Annotated in this window: 17 protein-coding genes; 16 read left to right on the top strand and 1 reads right to left on the bottom strand. The window is 66.0% G+C overall.

Going from position 1 to position 19,172, the window contains the following annotated elements; all coding sequences use genetic code 11:
* Positions 1-36: 36 nt before the first annotated feature.
* From K4B79_RS12315 to K4B79_RS12290, 6 genes are all read left to right on the top strand, one after another.
* Positions 37-1,680: a terminase gene (locus K4B79_RS12315; RefSeq protein ID WP_232026556.1), complete on the top strand. Its 1,644-nt coding sequence runs from the start codon at positions 37-39 to the stop codon at positions 1,678-1,680.
* A gap of 32 nt (positions 1,681-1,712) precedes the next feature.
* Positions 1,713-3,140, top strand: a complete 1,428-nt coding sequence (locus K4B79_RS12310) for a phage portal protein (RefSeq protein WP_232026555.1) — start codon at positions 1,713-1,715, stop codon at positions 3,138-3,140.
* Complete coding sequence (locus tag K4B79_RS12305) at positions 3,137-4,291, top strand: VG15 protein (RefSeq protein WP_232026554.1); 1,155 nt, start codon at positions 3,137-3,139, stop codon at positions 4,289-4,291. The genes K4B79_RS12310 and K4B79_RS12305 overlap by 4 nt, the downstream gene beginning before the upstream one ends.
* A gap of 1 nt (position 4,292) precedes the next feature.
* The gene (locus K4B79_RS12300; protein WP_232026553.1) at positions 4,293-4,820 is read left to right on the top strand and encodes a hypothetical protein; all 528 of its coding nucleotides are present in this window, start codon (positions 4,293-4,295) and stop codon (positions 4,818-4,820) included.
* Between the two features lie 35 nt (positions 4,821-4,855).
* Positions 4,856-5,458, top strand: a complete 603-nt coding sequence (locus tag K4B79_RS12295; RefSeq protein ID WP_232026552.1) for a hypothetical protein — start codon at positions 4,856-4,858, stop codon at positions 5,456-5,458.
* A gap of 71 nt (positions 5,459-5,529) precedes the next feature.
* Positions 5,530-6,591 carry a hypothetical protein gene (locus K4B79_RS12290; RefSeq protein ID WP_232026551.1) on the top strand — a complete coding sequence of 354 codons (1,062 nt, stop codon included), beginning with the start codon at positions 5,530-5,532 and terminating at the stop codon, positions 6,589-6,591.
* A 21-nt stretch (positions 6,592-6,612) separates the two neighbouring features.
* On the opposite strand, the gene K4B79_RS12285 is transcribed toward K4B79_RS12290, so the two are convergent.
* Positions 6,613-7,740, bottom strand: a complete 1,128-nt coding sequence (locus K4B79_RS12285; RefSeq protein ID WP_232026550.1) for an ATP-binding protein — start codon at positions 7,738-7,740, stop codon at positions 6,613-6,615.
* A 52-nt stretch (positions 7,741-7,792) separates the two neighbouring features.
* On the opposite strand from K4B79_RS12285, the gene K4B79_RS12280 reads away from it, so the two are divergent.
* The 10 genes from K4B79_RS12280 (at position 7,793) to K4B79_RS12235 (ending at position 19,165) form a co-directional block, all read left to right on the top strand.
* A complete protein-coding gene (locus tag K4B79_RS12280) occupies positions 7,793-8,236 on the top strand; it encodes a hypothetical protein (RefSeq protein WP_232026549.1) in 444 nt (147 codons plus the stop codon).
* Entirely contained in the window at positions 8,233-8,568 is a 336-nt protein-coding gene (locus K4B79_RS12275) for a phage head completion protein (RefSeq protein ID WP_053196111.1), read from the top strand. Before K4B79_RS12280 ends, K4B79_RS12275 begins: the two co-directional genes overlap by 4 nt.
* Positions 8,568-8,951: a DUF5403 family protein gene (locus K4B79_RS12270; protein WP_232026548.1), complete on the top strand. Its 384-nt coding sequence runs from the start codon at positions 8,568-8,570 to the stop codon at positions 8,949-8,951. Before K4B79_RS12275 ends, K4B79_RS12270 begins: the two co-directional genes overlap by 1 nt.
* Entirely contained in the window at positions 8,951-9,448 is a 498-nt protein-coding gene (locus K4B79_RS12265; protein ID WP_232026547.1) for a hypothetical protein, read from the top strand. Before K4B79_RS12270 ends, K4B79_RS12265 begins: the two co-directional genes overlap by 1 nt.
* A 75-nt stretch (positions 9,449-9,523) precedes the next feature.
* A complete protein-coding gene (locus K4B79_RS12260; RefSeq protein WP_232026546.1) occupies positions 9,524-10,264 on the top strand; it encodes a phage tail tube protein in 741 nt (246 codons plus the stop codon).
* A gap of 107 nt (positions 10,265-10,371) precedes the next feature.
* Positions 10,372-10,710 carry a phage tail assembly protein gene (locus K4B79_RS12255; protein ID WP_232026545.1) on the top strand — a complete coding sequence of 113 codons (339 nt, stop codon included), beginning with the start codon at positions 10,372-10,374 and terminating at the stop codon, positions 10,708-10,710.
* Between the two features lie 65 nt (positions 10,711-10,775).
* Positions 10,776-11,084: a hypothetical protein gene (locus K4B79_RS12250; RefSeq protein WP_232026544.1), complete on the top strand. Its 309-nt coding sequence runs from the start codon at positions 10,776-10,778 to the stop codon at positions 11,082-11,084.
* 4 nt (positions 11,085-11,088) lie between these two features.
* Positions 11,089-15,864, top strand: coding sequence for a hypothetical protein (locus K4B79_RS12245; protein ID WP_232026543.1), 4,776 nt, complete (start codon positions 11,089-11,091; stop codon positions 15,862-15,864).
* Positions 15,861-16,709 (top strand): phage tail domain-containing protein, encoded by an 849-nt coding sequence (locus K4B79_RS12240; RefSeq protein ID WP_232026542.1) that lies wholly within the window; start codon positions 15,861-15,863, stop codon positions 16,707-16,709. Before K4B79_RS12245 ends, K4B79_RS12240 begins: the two co-directional genes overlap by 4 nt.
* Positions 16,694-19,165: a siphovirus ReqiPepy6 Gp37-like family protein gene (locus K4B79_RS12235; RefSeq protein ID WP_445276258.1), complete on the top strand. Its 2,472-nt coding sequence runs from the start codon at positions 16,694-16,696 to the stop codon at positions 19,163-19,165. The genes K4B79_RS12240 and K4B79_RS12235 overlap by 16 nt, the downstream gene beginning before the upstream one ends.
* Positions 19,166-19,172 lie beyond the last annotated feature (7 nt).

The following is a 19,172-nucleotide window of genomic DNA, read 5'->3' as shown; positions in this document are numbered from 1 at the left end:
GCATCCACACTGGTTGATGCCAGATGCTCGTAGGGGGTGTGTTTCATCCCCACGCTGGCTCCCGAGGAGATCGACGCTCTCGAACCGAGCTTCCTCGGCCCGACCTGGGCGAAGGAACCGGACGGTTCCTGGAAGCTCCCCAAGCACACGCTCGGTTGGCAGATCGCCGGTTGGTGCGCCGAGTACCTGAAGGCGGAGGACGGCGGCCCCTGGCGCTTCACGCGCGAGCAACTCCGCTTCGTGCTGTGGTGGTACGCGGTCGACGAGGCCGGTCGGTTCACGTACCGCAAGGGCGTCTTGCAGAGGCTCAAGGGCTGGGGCAAAGACCCTCTCCTGGCCGTGATCTCGCTCGTCGAGTTCGTCGGCCCGAGCCGCTTCTTGCGCTGGGGCTCGGACGGACAGCCGGTCGGCGTACCCCACCCGCAGGCGTGGGTGCAGATCGCGGCCGTCTCGCGCGACCAGACGCGCAACACCATGACCCTGATGCCGAGCCTCATGAGCGACAAGCTCATCGAGACGTACGGCATCAAGGCCGGGGCCGAGCTGATCCGTGCGAACGGTGGCCGGCAGAGACTCGAAGCGGTCACCAGCTCGTTCCGCGCCCTCGAAGGCGGGCGAGTGACGTTCACTGTGCTCAACGAGACGCACCACTGGGTCACCGGCAACAACGGCGACCGCATGTACGAGACGATCGACGGCAACGCGACGAAGAAGGACTCGCGATATCTGGCGATCACGAACGCGTTCCTCCCCGGTGAGGACAGCGTGGCCGAGCGAATGCGCGAAGCCTTCGAGAAGATCCTCGAAGGCCGAGCGGCGGACATCGGCTTCATGTACGACTCGATCGAGGCGCATCCGGCTACGCCGCTGACGCCCGAGGCGATTCGCATTGTCCTGCCGAAGATCCGCGGTGACGCAGTCTGGCTGCGGGTCGAGACGATCCTTCAGTCGATCCTCGACACGACGATCGCTCCGAGCCGCTCTCGGCGCATGTGGCTGAACCAGATCGTTGCGAGTGAGGACGCTCTCTTCGGCCCGGCCGAGTGGGACGTTCTTCGGGACGACGACAAGCAGCTCCAACCCGGTGACGAGATCACGCTCGGGTTCGACGGTGGCCTTCGAGACGACAGCACGGCTTTGGTGGCCCTGCGCGTCAAGGACATGTGCGCCTTCGTGCTCGGCCTGTGGGAGAAGCCGGACGGACCGCAGGGCCAGGACTGGGAAGTTCCCCGCGCCCAGGTCGACTCGGCCGTGCACGAAGCCTTCGGCACCTTCGAGGTACGAGGCATGTACGCCGACGTGGCGCTCTGGGAGTCCTACATCTCCGAGTGGTCGGAGACGTACGGCGAGGGCCTGGCCGTGAAGGCGCCCGGCAAGGACGCGATCGGCTGGGACATGCGCACCAGCCTGAAGGCGTCGACCCTCGCGAACGAGCGCCTGATGCGCTCGATCTTCGATCGCAAGGTCGCCCACGACGGCGACCGCAAGCTCCGCCGGCACGTCCTGAACGCGCGGCGGCGCACCAACAACTACGGCGTGAGCTTCGGCAAGGAAAGCCGAGAAAGCCCGAAGAAGGTCGATGCCTACGCCGCGTTGATGCTCGCGCACGAGGCCCTGGTCGACCTTCGCGCCCGTGGCCGGAAGGTCCGTAAGCGGACCGGCCGGGGCTTCTTCCTGTAGCAGTGTAAACATGTAACCGAGGGCGGTGAACCATGGCCGACCCGACGCCCGCTTCCCTGGCGGTGCAGCTCCTCGCCATCCTCGGCCGGGACAAAGAGCGACTGACCCGGATCGACGACTACCTTCACGGCCGTCACGACGACCCGTACATGCCCGCGATGGCAGACGACGAGTACCGGCTCCTCGCGAAGAGGTCCGTCTCGAACTGGACGCCTCTCCTCGTCAACACCCCGGCGCAGGCCCTCTATGTGGACGGCTACCGGGCGGGCGACGAGAACAACAAGGGCTCGGCAACGGACCTGACCTCCCCCCAGTGGGAACACTGGCAGCGCTCCCGCCTTGATGCCCGCCAATCGGCTGTCTACAAGGGCGCGTTGACGTACGGCCACTCGTTCACGCTTACCGAGCGGGTGAAGGGCTCGGTCCTTACGAAGGGCCTGTCCGCGCTGCGGACGGCCGCGCTGTACGAAGACCCGGCGAACGACGACACCCCATACTGCGCGTTGACCGTGACGGCCTGGCCCTCGGGCGAGACCGCCGGCACTGCCCGTATGTGGGACGGCCGCTCCGAGTACGCGGTGTCCTTCAAGTCGCTGGACGACGCGGACGGCGTTCGCGTGGGGAAGGGCAAGCGGCACGGCGCGAGCGAGTGTCCCGTGACCCGCTTCGCGGCGTCGGTCGACCTCGAAGGCCGGACGGTCGGCGTGATCGAGCCGATGATCCCGCTCCAGAACCGCATCAATCAGACGATCTTCGATCTCCTCGTCGCGCAGACGTACGCCTCGGTGAAGGTGCGGACCGTCACGGGCATGGCCCCGCCGGTCCAGCGTGATCCGGAGACGGGCGAGGTCGTCTACGACGAGCAGGGCAACCCGATCCCCCTGCCGATCAACCACAACGCCAAGCGGTTCCTTTTTGCGGAGGACCCGGACGTTCGCTTCGGATCGCTCGACGAGACTCCGCTCGGCGGGTTCATCGAGTCGATCGACATGAGCATCCGGCACCTGAGTGCCGTCGCCCAAGTCCCGCCTCACCATTTGTTGGGGCAGATAGCCAACCTGTCGGCGGAAGCCCTTCAGGCTGCGGAGACGGCGCTCTCCCGCAAGATTCAGGAGTTCCGTACGGCATTCGGTGAAGCGTGGGAACGGGTCTTCAGATTGGCCGCCGAGCTGGAAGGCGCGGACGGCTCCGAGGACTTCAAGGGCGAGGTCATCTGGCGCGACATGGAGCAGCGTTCCTTGGCGCAGGCCGCTGACGCGCTGGGCAAGTTGCGTGAGCAGCTCGGCATCCCAGCCAAGGGCTTGTGGAAGCGCGTCCCGAACGTCACTCAAACCGAGCTGGACGAGTGGGACGAACTCGCCGAGGACGAAGACTCGGTGGGGCAGCTCGCTTCCGCACTGACGCGGGCGACCGCTGAACCTGCCTCGGTCACCGCGGATTCTGTCGCGGTGGCTGCATGAGCAAGGCGACGAGGCAGGCCGAGACCGACGAAGTCTCGGCCGCCTTCCACGTCGCGCTGACGCAGATCGGCGCACAGACCACGGCCGAGGCCCTCGCCCTGTGGGCGGATGTCCCGGTCGAACGGCGAGCGGCCACGGCTGGCGCCTGGCTGCGCAAGGCAATCACGCTCGTCATGAGCCGTCGCCGCCAGTCCCGGGATCTCGCGCGGGCCTACTACCGGCTCGCCCGAGCGCTCCAGACCGGCCGCACGGTCGCTGACCCCTATCACCCCGAACCGTCGTACGTGACCCTGGCGGACCTGCGCAGGGAGTTCGCCGAACTCGCGGGCAACTACCAACCCCCCACCGAACAGGGGGACGAGGCCGCGACCGTCGCTGACGGGGAAGCCTCGTCCGCCCGGCAAGCCGAGAACGACACCCCGCAGGACGCTCCGGGCCAGGCGCCCGGCAGCACCTCGGGGCAGGCCCTCGACAGCGAGGGCGGAGAGACTCTCGAAGCCGCCGGCACCGACGCCGAGGACCAGGACGACGAGGACGACCCGGACTGGGAACGCATTCTCGTCGAGGAGCTGGAAGGGCTCCGCGAGGAAGAGGAGCGCGTCGAGCGCCAGGCCGAAGAGGAACTCCGGATCGCGCTGGAGGCCCTCGGCACCGCGAACCTCGACCGGCGTATGACCCTCGAAGACGCCGACCCCGACGAGGCCCACCGCCAGGCGGGCGCACAGCAGGCCGCAGCCGCCTCGCGCGTCGCGATGAACGGCGGCCGGTCGGCGAACTGGACGCACATGTCGCGCGACCGGCGGGCCCTCGGATACGTACGTCTGTCCCGCACGGGCACCCCGTGCGGCTGGTGCGCCATGCTGATCAGCCGGGGCCCGGTCTACAAGAGCCGCGAGTCCGCCACGTTCAACGACGGCGACCGCTACCACGACAACTGCCACTGCTACGCGATGCCGGTCTGGAGCCGGGATCAGTACCAGTCGAGCGAGCTGACCGCCTTGTCGCGGCAGTACGAGGCCCTGTGGCCGGAGGTCACGAAGGGCCACAGCGGAAAGGCCGCGGTGACCGTCTGGCGCCGCTTCATCCGCAGCAAGCAGCGAGCCGCAGCCCAGGAGGCGCGGCAGTCCACTGACACAGCCCCGGAGGCGTGAAGTGCCTGAAGAGAAGCCTGACGAGACGCCGACCGAGGAGAAGCCCGGCGAGACTCCGCCCGGCCAGAAGCCGGACGAGGAGCAGAAGCCGGAGGACAAGGCTGGTGCCGGCGGGACGTCCACCAGTTCCGAGGACGAGTTGCCCGACTGGGCGCGCAAGGAACTGGTGAAGGTCCGTGGCGAGGCGGCCGGATACCGCACGCGGCTGCGTGACGCCGAGACGAAGCTCTCCGAGGCGAAGACGCCCAAGGAGGTCGAGACCGCTCTCGCGGACGTGAAGGCGAAGAACGCCGAGCTGGAGCGCTCGCTCCTGGTCGCCACCGTGGCCCGGAAGTACGATCTGCCCGCCGAACTGGCCGGGCGCCTTCAGGGCGGCACGCCCGAGGAACTCGACACCGACGCCAAGGCCCTTCAGGCGCTTCTCGCTCCTGCGGCCCCGACTTCCCTGGGTGGCGGCCTCGACCCGTCCGACGAGGACGACGGAGAGATGGACCCGCGCAAGCTCGCGCGGCGAACTAGGCGCTTCTAACCAACGACACCTGGCCCGCACAGCAGAACCTCATCGTGCAGAATGGCGCGATGGATGCGGGATTGGCGGCCGTACTGGGTGCGGCGGTGGGGGCAATTGGCTCCGGAGGGGCGGCCTTCGCCACGGGATGGTGGGCGGGACGCCAGGCACGATGGCAAGTCGAGGGACAGCAGACCATCGCGAGAGAACAGGTGCGGTTCGAGCACCTCAAGGATCGGAGAGAGCCAAGAAGCGTCGCCTACTCCGCTCTCATCGCTTTCATGCAGAACCTGAGCACTGACGCGCACGCTGCCCTTCACGCTCTGCTTGCCGATGAGGATGACAAGGTCAGGGAGTTCGAGAACTCCTTGACGGCGCGGCGCACAGAGCTCAACTCCCTATTCGCACGAGTCTGCGTTGAGGGCCCCGAGGACATTGTCACGCCTGCCACCACGGCATATCGCCATGCCCGTGATTTCACGTTCCGGGTTAACCTAATGAGTTACCACTCACGATCCGCTCCCACAGAAGAGGTGGTGGATCAAGTGGATCAGAGATTCAACGACATTGATGAGATGCTGAACATTCCTACCGAATTGTTCATCGACGCGGCCCGCGAAATCCTGGACGATCACGGTGCTCCGCCCGAGCCGCACTGACAGAGCCTCAGCAATCCAGCCCCCGAGTCAACCGGCCGGGGGCCTTCTTATGCCTCCGGAGGTAGCACCACTTGCCCACCGCACAGCACCAGGTCGTCAAGCCACAGAAGCTCGTGAACACCGCCGTCGGGATGCTTGAGCAGGAGCTGCTCATCCCGAACCTGTTCCAGAAGCAGGGTGTCGACCAGTTCAAGGGTGCCGAGAACGACACCATCTCCATGAAGGTTGAAGGCATCCTTCCGTTCCACGACTACGCGTGGCGCAACGACCGCTCCAGCCCGATCGTCTTCGACGAGTACGCGGAGCGGACCATCGCCGTGACCTTCGGCGGCAACGTGTACTCAGCCGTCAAGCTCACCGACGAGCAGAACGACTTCGACATCGACAACTGGTCGAAGCTCCTGCGCCCGCAGTCCAAGGCGGTCGCGCGCGGTCTTCAGCGCCGGGCGGTCAAGACCCTGACCAGCCAGACGTACAACGCCGTCATCGGTAACTCGGCTGCGAACCTGCGCGGTGCCATCATCGAGGCCCGGCGCATCCTGAACGCGTTCCACGCGCCGAAGGAAGGCCGTTACCTCCTCGTCGGCACCGAGTTCGAGTCGGCGCTTCTGAACGACGACAAGCTCAACCTCGCGCAGAACGTCGGCGACGCCGAGGCCGAGTCCGCCCTTCGCCTCGCGAGCATCGGCGACCGCATGGGCTTCCGCATCGTGGTCGACCAGACCATCCCGGCCGACGCCGCGTACGCCTTCGCGTCCAGCGCGTTCATCTTCCTGTCCGGCGCCCCGAGCGTCCCGCAGTCCGTTCCGTACGGCGCGACCACCTCGTTCGAGAACATCGCTCTGCGATGGGTCCGCGACTACGACCCGCTCTACATGCAGGATCGTTCCGTCGTGAACACGTACGCGGGCTTCCGCTCCGTGACTGATGTCCTGGTCGGTTGGGATGCGGTCAATGAGAAGGAGATCGTCTCCACTCAGGAGCACTTCGTTCGCGGCATCAAGCTGGCCCTCGACGGCTCCTCGAACTACCCGGCCGCCGCGTCCGAGCTGGCCACCATCACTGGCATCTCCGACGCGAAGGTGTGGACCCCGACCGGCTACAAGGCTGAGACCGACCCGGCCAACGCCTGACGGATGCTGGGAGGCGCGGGCTTACGTCTCTTCGTCTAGCCCGCGCACCTCGCCGCGCCGCAGGAGCGCCCTCCCTGCGGCCATCGTCGCGTGGATCGCTGGGGCTGTGATGGGGATTGATGCCTCTCCGCGCCTACGGACGATGCTGATGAATGCCCCCTCAACCGACCCGTCGACGATGGCTCCGTGGACAAGAAACGGCTTCAGCTCTTCCGGTTGCGGAGGCAGGCTCAGCACGACAAGCATGCCTTGACCGTGGGGTACCAGCTCGATATTCAAGTATTCGGGGGGCGGGTACAGGTGTTGCTCAATCGCGATCTCATATTTCCTCTGCATCCGAGCGTCCATAGGAACTGGCTGCACAGCCTTGATGATTTCGCCGCTCGGAACCTTCTTCGCTTTCATCCCGACCACAATGACACCGCCGTGCTCAGCGTTCGCGAATCGAGCCACCGCCTGAGCAAGGGAAATTTTTCCTGTGCGTGCGGAAAGATCGTAGTGGTCAACCTTTACATCCAGCCACGGCCCCTCGGGCTGACCGATTAGCAGGTCACCCTTCTCCGCCCTGAGCAAGCTGACGGCGGTCTCCCTGGTGAGTACACCCCCTTGCAGTGCATCAATGAAGGAGAGCACGTCTTGGCCGATCGCGTGCAGGTCGGCCAGGCTCTTGCCACGAATCGGCGTACGGATGTCGATCTCAGTGAAATACGGTGGAGCAGAGCCGGTACTCGGATGAGCCCCCAAATGAAGCAGCTCGCATCCAACCCGCTCCAGTATGAGCGTTAGAGACTCTTTGTAGGCCTCTGCCTCTCCGTCGTCATAACCCTCATCAAGATAGTCATCGAGCCAAACCGTCAAAGACAGGCGAAGCTGCCCATCGGCCAGAGAAAACGCGATCCCGCTCGGCGGCGCCTCATCATCCAAATACTGCTCGGGTACATCTGCCACCGCGAGATCTACCTCGCCTCCGCAAGGATCGCCCCACGTGTATTTGCAGTAGGACCGGAGGGCCGCCTGCAAGTCGGTGGCTGTTACGTCACCCAAGTCGCTTTCGTGGGCGATAAACCCCTCTCCCGTGTCCCTCATCGGCCAGTCTCTTTTGCTCGTGATGAGCGACTCGCCTCCGCGCTCCATTTTTACGGTTCTCATCGCACCCCCTCACGGAAAACGATAACGGAGGTTCCCAGTTCCGTACGCAAATTTGGATGAACTGAAGGGCCGCCTCGACTGGGAGTTGGACGAAGACGAACTGCGCATCGCAGCCGGCGCACTGGACGACGCTTCCGACCTGGCGGCCACCTACGGCCGCGACTGGCCCGAGGAGACCGTTCCGCGCCTGGTGCGCACGCTGGTCCTGAAGGCTGCCGCAAGGTACCTGCGCAACCCGAACGGCTACACGCAGAGCCGGGCCGGGGACGAGACCCTCGCGTGGTCCGACGCGCACGGCCGTGACGCTGGGTCCGTCTACTTCACGCGCGAGGAGATCCGGCTCCTGGAAGACCTTGCCGGGCGCAAGCGCGGCATCTCCAGCGTGGTCGTCTCCGCGTGGGGCACGAAGCCCAAGCAGGGTGCCGGCGGATGCGTACCGGTGGACTACGGCGGCGACGGCTTCCCCCTCTTCGGTGACGCGGCGAGCCCCTGGTGAGCGTGCAGCGAAGGCGCGGCCAGACGGCCCGCGTGTGGCGGACGAAGGAAGTCGTCGACAACCGGGGCAACACGGTGATCACCGTGGACGAGGACCACCCCGTCACGGTGAAGGCGGCCTTCATCCCGCAGCGAAGCGGCAAGGCCGAAGTCCCCGGTCAGCAGCAGATCAACGTGACGCGGATGATCGTGGACGCCCATGTCGAGGGCGTCACCCTCTGGTCCCGCGTCGAGTACCAGGGCCGCATGTGGGACATCGTCACGCCGCCCGCCTACCACCACGGCGAGCGCCGCACCCGGCACTGGTCGATCGACATTCGGGAGCGGCCCTGATGGCAGAGATCTACGAGCGCAAGGGGAAGCGGCAGCTCGAAAAGCTGGTCGCGCTCCTGCCCGTCGTTCAGGACGCCCTCGACGAGGCTCGCTTCGAAGTGGCCGCGCGAGCCGAGGCCCTGCTTCTCCAGCACCGGCAGGAAGGCCACGCCTCGATCGACGTGGAGGACGGCGAGGTCGACAAGTACGTGATCCTCGACGACGAGCGCGGCAAGAAGGCCGCCCTGTCGATCGAGTACGGCCGCGCCGAGTCGGTCGTCGTCAAGAAGCGCAAGGACGGCACGACGTACCTCGACGTCATCCCGGCCTCTGACGGCCTGTTCATCCTGGCCCGCGCCGCGAACCTCCCGAAGAAGCGCAAGGGGAAGGTGCACCTCGACTGATGGCAGGACTCCCCGACCACATCAAGGCCATGGCGGAGCTGTCCCCCGTCGAGGATCTCCTTCTCGCGGTACTGCGCGAGGGGCTGCCCGGAGTGCGGGTGAAATCCCTTGTCGACGCCCACGAGACGTTCCCGCTGGTCCTGGTCCGCCGCGACCCGACATGGGGTGAATGGCAGGGCGATACCCGTTTCACGGACGCGGCCCGCATCGTCATCAACACGTTCGCGCCGGACCCGAACGGGGACGAGGACGCAGCGATCCTCGGCGAGGCCGTCCGCGTCGTCATGCGGAACGCCTGGCTGAACCAGAAGGTCTATCCCCGCCTCGGCCACATCATCCGCGTGGACCTGAACTCCGCGCCGAGACGCGCAACAGACTGGGCGACCGCGACGGGCCCGGTCCAGTACGCCGACCTCCCCACGGGGATCTGGCGCTACGAGTCGATCTACGACGTGCAGATCCGCAAGCCGCGGACTCGCCCTTACATCCCCCAATAAGCGCAGCAGAGGCAAGGCCCGGCCCCTTCGGGGGTGCGGGCCTTTTTTCATGCCCGAACGAAGGAACGTTTCTCTTTGGCGATCAACGACAACGCAACCCTTGTCGTCGGGTCCGGCAACTACCTGACCGCCCCGGTCGGTACGGCGATGCCGGCAGACCTTCTGACCCCGGTCAGCCCGTGGCAGAACGTCGGCCACACCTCCCTGGAAGACATCTTCGGCATCACCTCCGAGGGTGGCGAGGCGACCACCATCGGGTCGCTTCAGAACAAGTCGCTCCGCACGAAGTACAGCGCGCGGACCGAGACCATGACCTTCACCCTCCAGCAGTTCGACACGGCCGCGCTGAAGCTGTACTTCGGCGCCAACGCGCCCCTTCTGCCTGATGGTTCGGTCGGTGTCCCGACTGACCCGGAGCCGACCCAGGCGGCGTTCCTGGCGGTCTTCATCGACGGAGACAACCACTTCGCCTTCTACGCCCCGCGCGCGGAGATCTACCGCGCGGACGACATGGCGATCTCCGACACGGAGTCGCTCGCGGGCCTGCCGCTCGGCGTGAAGCCGATGGCCTTCGGCTCGAACGTCTGGACCTACGCGATCACGCCTCTGGGCGGAACCCTCGCGACTGGCGCTTCCGCCGGCACCCCCGGCTCCTTCAGCCCGGACGGCTCTGTGGCCCCGGCGAACCTGGCCGGTCTGGCTGGTGTCATCGCCACCCCGTCGAGCGCGTGGACCACCGGGCAGCACGTCGTTCTCGGCGACGCCTCGAAGGCGTACTGGAACGGAACCGCCTGGGTCGCTGGCCAGGCCGCCTGATGACCCCCGGCGCGGGTGTGATGCGGACCCGCCCGCGCCGGGCTTCCCCCCTCTTCTCAGGTCCGCCGCTCTCCCCTTGTTCTTCTCTCTGGAGGTCCGCAAACCCCATGGCTTCTTTCTCCCTCGACGACATCCGCGCCGCTGCCGAGCGCAAGTACGGCTCGACCGACATCACCTTCGGCGACGACACCGCGCGACTCGTCAACCCGCTCCGCCTGTCGAAGACGCGGCGTGCCGCGCTCCTGGCCGTTCAAGAGAAGATGGGCGCCGACGACGCCGATCAGGCCGAGCTTCTGGCCGACGCGATCCGGACGATTGCCGAGTCCGAGAAAGCCGCCGAGAAGCTCCTCGACACCGTGGGTGGTGACCTCGCGGTCCTCGCCGAGATCTTCGCCCATTACGGCGAGAGCACTCAGGCGGGGGAAGCCTCGGCCTCGCAGGACTGATCGACGAATACGCAGAGGGCCTTTACCCGGACCTGCTCTTTCACTACGGCGTTGACCTCGCCGAGGTGATAGCGGGCCGGGGGCCTTCCCCTGCGCTCGTCCTCCTCCTGATTCAGAGGCTCCCCGACACCTCCCTCACGATCGCCCTCGCGTCTGGCGGCCGTGAGCATTTCGGCTGGGGTCAGGACCGGCATATTTCGGCTGACCTCTTTGACGCGATTAACCAAAACACGCGCGCGACCGGCCAGTGGGGCAAGGGCAAAGCCCCGAAGATTCCCGCCTATCCGAGGCCGCAGGCGAAGAAGGCCGAGAAGAAGAAGGCCAAGAAGCCGCGCTCGGTCGCTGAGATCTACAAGCACTTTCAGCGGAGGTAACTGGGTGTCGGACGCGAACATAGTCGGCCGGATCGCGGTCAAGGTCATGCCGGATACTTCCGAGTTCAAGGAAGACCTTAAGAAGAAGCTCGAAAAGATCGAGAACGATCTCGCGCTTACGATCCGCACGAAGGCCGACGCGTCCGGTGCCCGCGCGGACGTTCTCGAAATTGTCCGCTCGATCAACGCGGACAACAAGAAGACCGATTCCCGCAAGATCCGCTTCTACACGAAGCTCGACTTGACCGGCATGGCCTCCGAGGTCAGGAAGGCCGCGCAGGCATACCAGCAGCGGGCGAACAGCCACAAGATCGTGTTCAACGCGAGCGGCCGGCAGCTGGTGCAGGCCGCTCGCCAGGCCGGTCAGGACGCACAGTCCGAGCTTGGGGACCTGCACGTCGGCGTGAACCTCGACTCGCAGGGCTCCGTCATGGCGGCCGTTGCCAAGGTGCGCGCCGCGATCGAGGCCCTCGGCGAGACCGATGTCGAGATCGGCATCAACACCGACGACCTGAACGCGGCCGTCGACATGTTCGAGGAGCGCCTCGACGAGATCCGGAGCATCACGCTTCGGGTCGACAAGGACTCGCAGTCCTCCATTCAGGCGGCCATCAGCCAGATCGACCGCGAGCTTTCCGACCTTCGCGCCGTCGACATCAAGGTCAAGCTCGATCAGGAATCCCTCGAAGCCGAACGCAAGAAGCTGGAACAGCTTCTCCGCCTGGAGCTGAAGTTCGACCCCCGCTCCTCGAACTCGGTAAAGGCCGCTATCGCGCGGATCGACGCGGAACTCGCGAAGTTCAAGGAGATCGACCTCTCGGTCAAGATGGACGAGAAGTCTCTCCAGAAGGCGCGGGCCCGCCTTGAGAAGCACCTGACCCTTGACCTTCAGGTCGACAAGAAGTCGATGTCCTCAGTCGAGGGCGCGCTGAAGCAGCTCGAAAACCAGCTCGCCGAAATGGGCCGGGAAGAGATCAAGGTCAAGATGGACAAGCGGTCTCTCCTGACCGCCCAAGCCGACCTGAAGGCCATTCTCAACGCCGAGATCACGGCGAAGGTCACCGCGGATCGCGAAGCCGCGCAGAACGCGCGCGACGAGATTCAGGCTCAGATGGACGCGATCAGGGTCCGGCCGAAGCTCGACAAGCAGATGGTCGCGCAGACGAAGCGGCAGCTCGAAGCCTCCTTCGAGCAGATGCGGGAGCTGAAGGCGAAGATCACGCCCGAGCTGGACGCGATGGAGAAGCGCAAGGTCGAGCGGGACGTCGAAGACCTTCAGGAGAAGATCGACGGCCTCAAGGCGAAGATCGAGCCCGAGGTCTCCCGCGCGGGCATCCTCGCGACGATCGCGCACATGGCGACCCTCTCGCGGGACCGGATCGTCGAGCTGGTCCCGCGCGTGAAGCTCTCGGCCGCCGCATCGGCTACGGCCATGCTGCAAGCCCTGTCGGGCTCCCGGGTCCTGGGCGACATGTTCGAGCGCCTCGGCAACTCGATCAAGAACCTCGACCGGTCGGCGCCGATCATCGGCACCCTGGCGACCGCGATAGCGGGCCTGTCGGGGTGGGGTATCAGCGCTGCCTCGAACCTCTTCACGCTGTCCGCATCACTGGCGCAGATCGGGGCAACTTCCCTCGCCCTGCCGGGAATTCTCGGCGGAATGGCAATCGGCCTTGGCGTTACGGTTGCCGCCTTCAAGGACTTCAACAAGGTTCTACCCGAAGTAAAGGGCAAGTTCTCCGAGCTTCAGAATCTGATCAGCGAGAACTTCTGGGCCAAGGCCAAGGCGCCGATCCGGGAGCTGATCGACACCCTCATACCCGAGCTTGAAGCCGGGTTCGGGAAGACCTCGACGCAACTCGGCCAGTTCTTCGGCGGATTCGCCACCGCGATTCATTCCACTGTCGCCCCTGCTTTGGGCGGCATGTTCGACGACCTCTCGAAGTCGATCGACATCGCCACGGGTGGCACTGCCACCTGGGCGAACATGATCAAGATTCTGGGAGAGGTCGGCGCAGGCTATCTCCCCCAGCTCGCGCAGTGGTTCGTCAACGTCTCCGAAAAGGCGAACGCCTGGCTCAACAAGAAGGGCGAGTCGGGTCTTCGCGAGGAGATCGACCAGGGCATTCAGGCCCTGAAGGATCTCGGCGGGATCTTGTACGAGGTGGGCGGCATCTTCGCCGGCATCTCCCGCGCAGCCAATGAGGCTGGCGGCTCCACGCTCGGAATGGTCCGCCAGACCCTCGCCGGGGTCCACGAGGCCGTCGACAGCAGTGGCGTACAGGCCAAGCTCGTCGGCCTCTTCTCCGCAGCCCACGAGGCGATGTCGAACATGGCCTCGGTCGGCGGGGCTGAAGTGAAGGCGTTCTTCAGCGAGTTCGCCACCCAGCTGACCGTGCTTCTGCCACAGGTCGGCACGATCCTCGGCACCGCTCTGGGCGGCATCGCTGCCGCGCTAAACCAGCCCGAGGTGTTCGTCGGGCTCTACGCCCTCTTCGATGGCGTCCAGGCCGCGGTGGAAGCCCTCGCCCCGGCGCTGGCCCCGCTCGGCCAGGCCCTCGGCGCGGCTCTCTCCCTGGTCGGCGCGTTCCTGACGATGCTCGGCCCGCTGGTCGCGGCAGTCCTGACGCCTCTCTCCGAGGCGTTCACGATGCTGGCCCCGGCGATCGAGCCCCTGATCGGTCTCCTGGGCGAGGCCCTGGGCGGCGTCGTCGCCGCGCTGGCCCCGCTCATCATGACCGTGGTCGAGGCCGTCGTCCCTCTGGTCGACGCGCTCGTTGCGGGTCTCGCTCCGATCATCCCGATCATCGTCGAGACGCTGGCCGCGATGTCGGCCGCGCTTCAGCCGGTCATCGAGATCCTGTTGCAGATCCTCACGGCCGCGATCCTTCCGCTGATCCCAGTGGTTCAGTCGCTCGCCGCCGAGTTCCTGCCGCTGATCGCGGAAGCGTTCGGCAGGGTCATGGAGGCCGTTCAGCCTCTCCTCGAAGGACTGCTCGCGCTCGTCAATTTCCTGATGCCGATCCTGGCACCAGCGATCGAGTTCGTCGCGGGCCTGTTCCTCGACACGCTCGTCATGGCGATCGACGGGGTGGCCAATGTCCTTACCGGACTGAAGGACATCTTCGTCGGCGTCTGGGACTACATCGTCGGCTACTTCACGACGATCGTAGGCATCTTCGTCGGCCTGATAACGGGCGACTGGGGAATGGCCCTCGACGGTCTGAAGCAGATGTGGAGCGGCGTCAAGACGTTCCTCTCCGGCCTCTGGGACACCATCAAGGGCCTGTTCCAAATCTTCCTGAGTGTCGGAATTCTCGGCGCCGGAAAGAAGCTCCTGACCGCGATCAAGAGCCTTTGGGACAACTCCTGGACCGCCGTGAAGACGGCCGCAGTCAACGCCTGGAATGCGACGAAGACCAACTTCGCCAATTTCATGACGGCCCTGAAGAACGCTCCGGGCGCGGCATTGCAGGCGATCATCAAGTTCTTCGGCGAAACCTGGGCAAAGATCAAGTCCGAGGCGGGTACCGCCTGGGAAGCAGTCAAGAAGATCTTCTCTGAGAAGGTCGCCGACTGCGTGAAGTTCGTCAAGGATCTCCCGCAGAACATCAAGCAGATCTTCTCCGATGCGAAGTCCCTGCTTGTCGACGCCGGTAAGAAGATCATCACCGGCCTGATCGACGGTCTGAAGTCGATGTTCAGCTCGGTCAAGTCAACCTTGGGCGACCTGACGAGCAAGCTCACGGACTGGAAGGGCCCGGCGCCCAAGGACGCCAAGCTCCTCTACAACGCGGGTCAGCTCATCATCAAGGGCCTGATCAAGGGCCTTGAGTCGCAGTACGACAGCGTCAAGAAGTCGCTCAACGAGCTGACGGCGAAGATCCCGAAGAACGCCTCGAAGGGCCTCAAGGACCGGATCAACAAGGACCGGACTCAGCTTCTCAAGCTGGCCGCCCAGTGGGAGACCGGGGCCAAGAAGCTCGAAGCGGCGCGGGACAAGCTCGACAAGCTCCGCGAGCAGATGGCCGATTACGCGAAGCAGGTTGCGGACCGGGTCATCGACACGGGCGACGTGACGAAGGTCGATGACGCCACCTTCACCGGGATCTCGAACTCGCTGAAGAACGCGGTCGAGGAAGCCAAGCGGTTCGCGGCCGTGCTCAAGAAGCTCAAGTCGCTCGGGCTGAATCAGACGACGTTCGACCAGATCGCCATGGCCGGACCGGAAGCCGGACTCGCCGCAGCCGAGGCCATCGCCAACGCGGGCGCATCTGGTGTGTCCGAGATCAACGCTCTCCAATCGGAGCTGGAGAAGTACGCCACGAAGGCCGGGTCCACCGCCTCGCACTACATGTACGACGCGGGGATTCAGGCGGCCGAGGGCCTCGTCCGGGGTCTGGAAGCCCAGCAAGACGCGATCGAGAAGCAGATGCTCAAGATCGCGGACGCCATGGTCGACGCGATCAAGAAGGCGCTGGACATCCACAGCCCGAGCCGCCTCTTCCGCAAGCTCGGCAACTTCGTCGGCAAGGGCTTCGGCCTCGGCGTCATGGACGAGCGCGGGCGAGTCGAACGGGCGACCAACGCCCTTGCTGAGAGCGCCACTTCAGGGGCGTCGCGCGAGGTCACAGCCGCTGTCTCCGGCGGCCTCTCGGTGGCTGGCTCGGGCCAGGCCGTGACGAAGGTTCTCAACTACTACGCAGGTTCCGGAAGCTCCCTCTCGTCCGAGGAGGAGCTGTTCGCGGCTGCCTCGCGGGCAAGGATGGTCGGCTGGTGAAGCTGGAACTGAGTTCGTCCTCGGACAGGCTCAGCCTGGACGGGTTCGAAGCGGGGGGACTGGGGTTTCAGGCACTCGCAGGGGCAACCGGCCTGGGCCTGCCCCAGCTCTCCGTTCAGTGGCTCGAAGGTGCAGGGGACGGCGCCGCCTACCGTGGGCGGCGCGTCCTCCCCCGCGACATCGACATCCCCCTCGACATCGTGGGGCGGGACCGGGAGCACCTGTCCGAACTGGTGACCCGCCTCGCGCGGGTCCTCGCGGACGAGAGCGGCCTCACCCTGACGTACGTCGACAACAAGGGGGCGCGCTGGTCCACGTCGGTTGCGTGGATCGGGGGCGGCGAGATGGACGCGGGCGCGGGCGCACGTGACGTTCAGACGGTCATCACCCTGCGGGCGCCGAGCCCGTACTTCCTCGCCGAGTCCCCGCAGACGGTCGCGATCGGCGGGGCGACGGCAGGCGCGTTCCTGTCGTCCATGTCGTCCATACCGCTCGCCTCGTCACAGGCGATGGGTTCCGTGCAGCTCTCGAACGAGGGCGACGTAAGCGCCTTCCCCGTGTGGGAGGTGACTGGGCCGGGCGACAACTTCAAGGCCGTCAGCCCCGCCGGCAAGACCCTGCACTGGACGGGGACGCTCACGGCCGGACAGAAGCTGATCGTCGACATGGGGGCGGGCACGGTCAAGGACAGCACCGGAGCGAACCGGTACGCGTCCCTGGCTGCCGCCCCTCAGTTCTGGTCAGTCCTGCCCGGTGTCTCGACGGCGACGGCCTCGCTTCTCAACACCACGTCCGCATCGAAGATCGTGTGCTCGTGGCGGCCTCGTAAGTGGGTGGTGATCTAGTGCGGCAAGAGGATCTCCTCGTCGAGGTGCGCGACAAGACACTGACCCGCGTCGGTGCCATCCCCGCGGATCTCCTGACGATGGACGCGGAGGACGTACACAACAACGTCGGCACTTGGAAGCTGTCGCTGAACGCCGAGCATCCGCTCGCCGCCGTCCTGTCCACGCCCGGCGCCGGCATCATCGTGACTGGCCCTACAGACGTTCTCTTCTCAGGGCCGGTGACGAAGACGGAGAACGCCGTCACCGCAACGGACCCTCTCGGCACGCTGACCGTCGAAGGCGTTGACGACACAATCATCCTGGCGGACATGCTCGCCTGGCCCGAACCGGCCAACGGGGACGCTGCCACACAGAGTCGCGCCTACGACGACCGGACCGACACGGCCGAGTCGCTCATGCACTACTACGTCAACGCGAACTGCGGTCCGGGAGCCCCGGCCACCCGGCGCCGGACCGGACTCACCATGGGCACGAACGGCGCGAGGGGCTCAATCCTCAGCAAGTCCGCCCGCTTCCAGCAGCTCGGCGAGCTGTGCAAGGAACTGGCCGAGCCTGCGGGCCTCGGCTTCCGCATCGTCCAGCGGGGCTCGAACCTCGTCTTCGAGACGTACGCGGTCGCCGACCGCACGGCAGAAGCCCGCCTCGGCGTCGTGAACAACACCCTCGCAGGACAGCGGGTGTCGGTCTCGACACCAGCCAAGACGCGGGTAATCGTGGGCGGCGACGGAGACGGGTCGAACCGTCTGTTCGTCGGCGTCGACAGCGCGGACTCGATCGCGGCCGAGACGGACTGGGGCCGCCGGATTGAGGAGTTCATCGACGAGCGATCTTCGACAGACACGGCCGAGCTGACGCAGAAGGGCACCGAAGCCCTTGCCGATGGCGGCGCGACCATCAAGGCGGCGCAGGCCGTACCGATGGAAGACAGTGCGCTTGACTTCGGGCGGGACTGGTTCCTCGGCGACCGGGTGTCCGTGATCGTAGGCGGCGCAGAGATGGCGGCCGTCGTCACGGGCATGGTCCTCAAGGTCGACTCGGACGGTTACCGGCTCGGCGCCACCCTGGGCGACCCGGCCCCCCTCTCTTCCGAAGCGGCTGCCGCCTTCGCGCAGAAGGACTTGGAGTCGCGGGTCTCTTCACTGGAGCGCAACTCGGAGGCCACCCCTCCCGGTGCCCGAGTCATCGACCCTGGCGGCATCACGCAGGCGACACCGCCCACCGGCTATCCGGAGAACGAGGCGGTCGAGTTCTACCTGAGTGCCAGCGCCGCCACGTCGGGCGGCTGGGACTTCGGCGGCAAGTGGGGGTACGTCACCACCCGCACGTGGTCTGGCGGCGATGCCACGCAAACGTGGCGCCGGGTACACCAGAACACCACCGCCCAGGAGATGTGGGTTCGAGGCGGAAACGCGAGCGGCTGGTCCCCCTGGCGGCAGGTCGGCTTCGACCACCAGCTGACTGCCACAGCCGTCACCCAATCGACCGCGGTGGCCTCCTACCCGGAGGGGACCTCGACCCTCTACCTGACCGACGCGGAAGCCACGTCCGGCGGCTGGGACTTCGGGGGCAAGTGGGGAATCCTCGTCACACGGAGGCTGCGCGGCGACGCCACCCAGACTTGGCACCGCGTTTCCGGCGCAACCACGCCCGAGACGTGGATGCGCGCGGGCAGCGGGGCAGGCTGGTCCCCCTGGCGGCAGACCGGCTTCGACAACCAGCTCATTCCCGCGAACTACACGCAAGGCTCTCTGCCCAGCACGTACCCCTTCGGCGTGTCCACGCTGACGATGAACGAGACGGAGGCCGCTGCCGGCGGATGGGCCTTCGGTACCGGGGGCAAGTACGGCACGCTGCGAACCGTCCACCCTGTCGGCAGCACCTTCGCCCACCAGACGTGGCTACGGCTGAGCCCAACCACGGTCGAAGAGTGGACGCGCACGGGCAACGACGCGGCGGGCTGGACCGCTTGGCGCACCTCGGCGCACAACGAGAAGGCTGCCAAGGGCGTCGTCGCCATGCAGACCCTCTCCACCACGTCGTACATCGGCGACACGGCCACCATGGTCTACACGCAGCAGTTCACGGCCGAGGCAGGCCGCTGCTACAAGGTCGTTCTTCGAATCGCGGCCGTCGACACGGACGGCACAGGCGACAGCACCACCCTCCGCTACGCCAAGCAAGGCGCGTACACCACCGTCCGGTGGGCGGCCGGAACGACAGTCACCACCTCGAACACGCTCGTCGGCGACGCCTTCAGCACGACCTTCGACGACGACTCGAACACGGCGACCGGCCTCGACATCAATTGCTACATCAACAACCCCCCGGCCGGACCGATCACGGTCGGCGTCGCGCTCAACACCCGCCGGGCCGCAGCGACATACGGCATGGTCCGCTACCTGCCGGGCTCCCTGTCGATGCTGGTCGTCGAGGATGCGGGCGCGGCCCTCTAAGGAGTCC

The organism is Streptomyces lincolnensis, from assembly GCF_021173675.1.
Taxonomy (GTDB): domain Bacteria; phylum Actinomycetota; class Actinomycetes; order Streptomycetales; family Streptomycetaceae; genus Streptomyces; species Streptomyces lincolnensis_B.
The sequence above is the reverse complement of the archived record's forward strand: the minus strand, read 5'-3'. Positions and strand labels throughout refer to the sequence as shown.

What these genes read in the sequence shown, in the direction of transcription:
- K4B79_RS12310 (WP_232026555.1), top strand. Translation starts at nt 1,713, where the DNA reads ATGGCCGACCCGACGCCCGCTTCCCTGGCGGTGCAGCTCCTCGCCATC.
- K4B79_RS12305 (WP_232026554.1), top strand. Translation starts at nt 3,137, where the DNA reads ATGAGCAAGGCGACGAGGCAGGCCGAGACCGACGAAGTCTCGGCCGCC.
- K4B79_RS12285 (WP_232026550.1), bottom strand. Translation starts at nt 7,740, where the DNA reads ATGAGAACCGTAAAAATGGAGCGCGGAGGCGAGTCGCTCATCACGAGC.
- K4B79_RS12270 (WP_232026548.1), top strand. Translation starts at nt 8,568, where the DNA reads ATGGCAGAGATCTACGAGCGCAAGGGGAAGCGGCAGCTCGAAAAGCTG.
- K4B79_RS12265 (WP_232026547.1), top strand. Translation starts at nt 8,951, where the DNA reads ATGGCAGGACTCCCCGACCACATCAAGGCCATGGCGGAGCTGTCCCCC.
- K4B79_RS12255 (WP_232026545.1), top strand. Translation starts at nt 10,372, where the DNA reads ATGGCTTCTTTCTCCCTCGACGACATCCGCGCCGCTGCCGAGCGCAAG.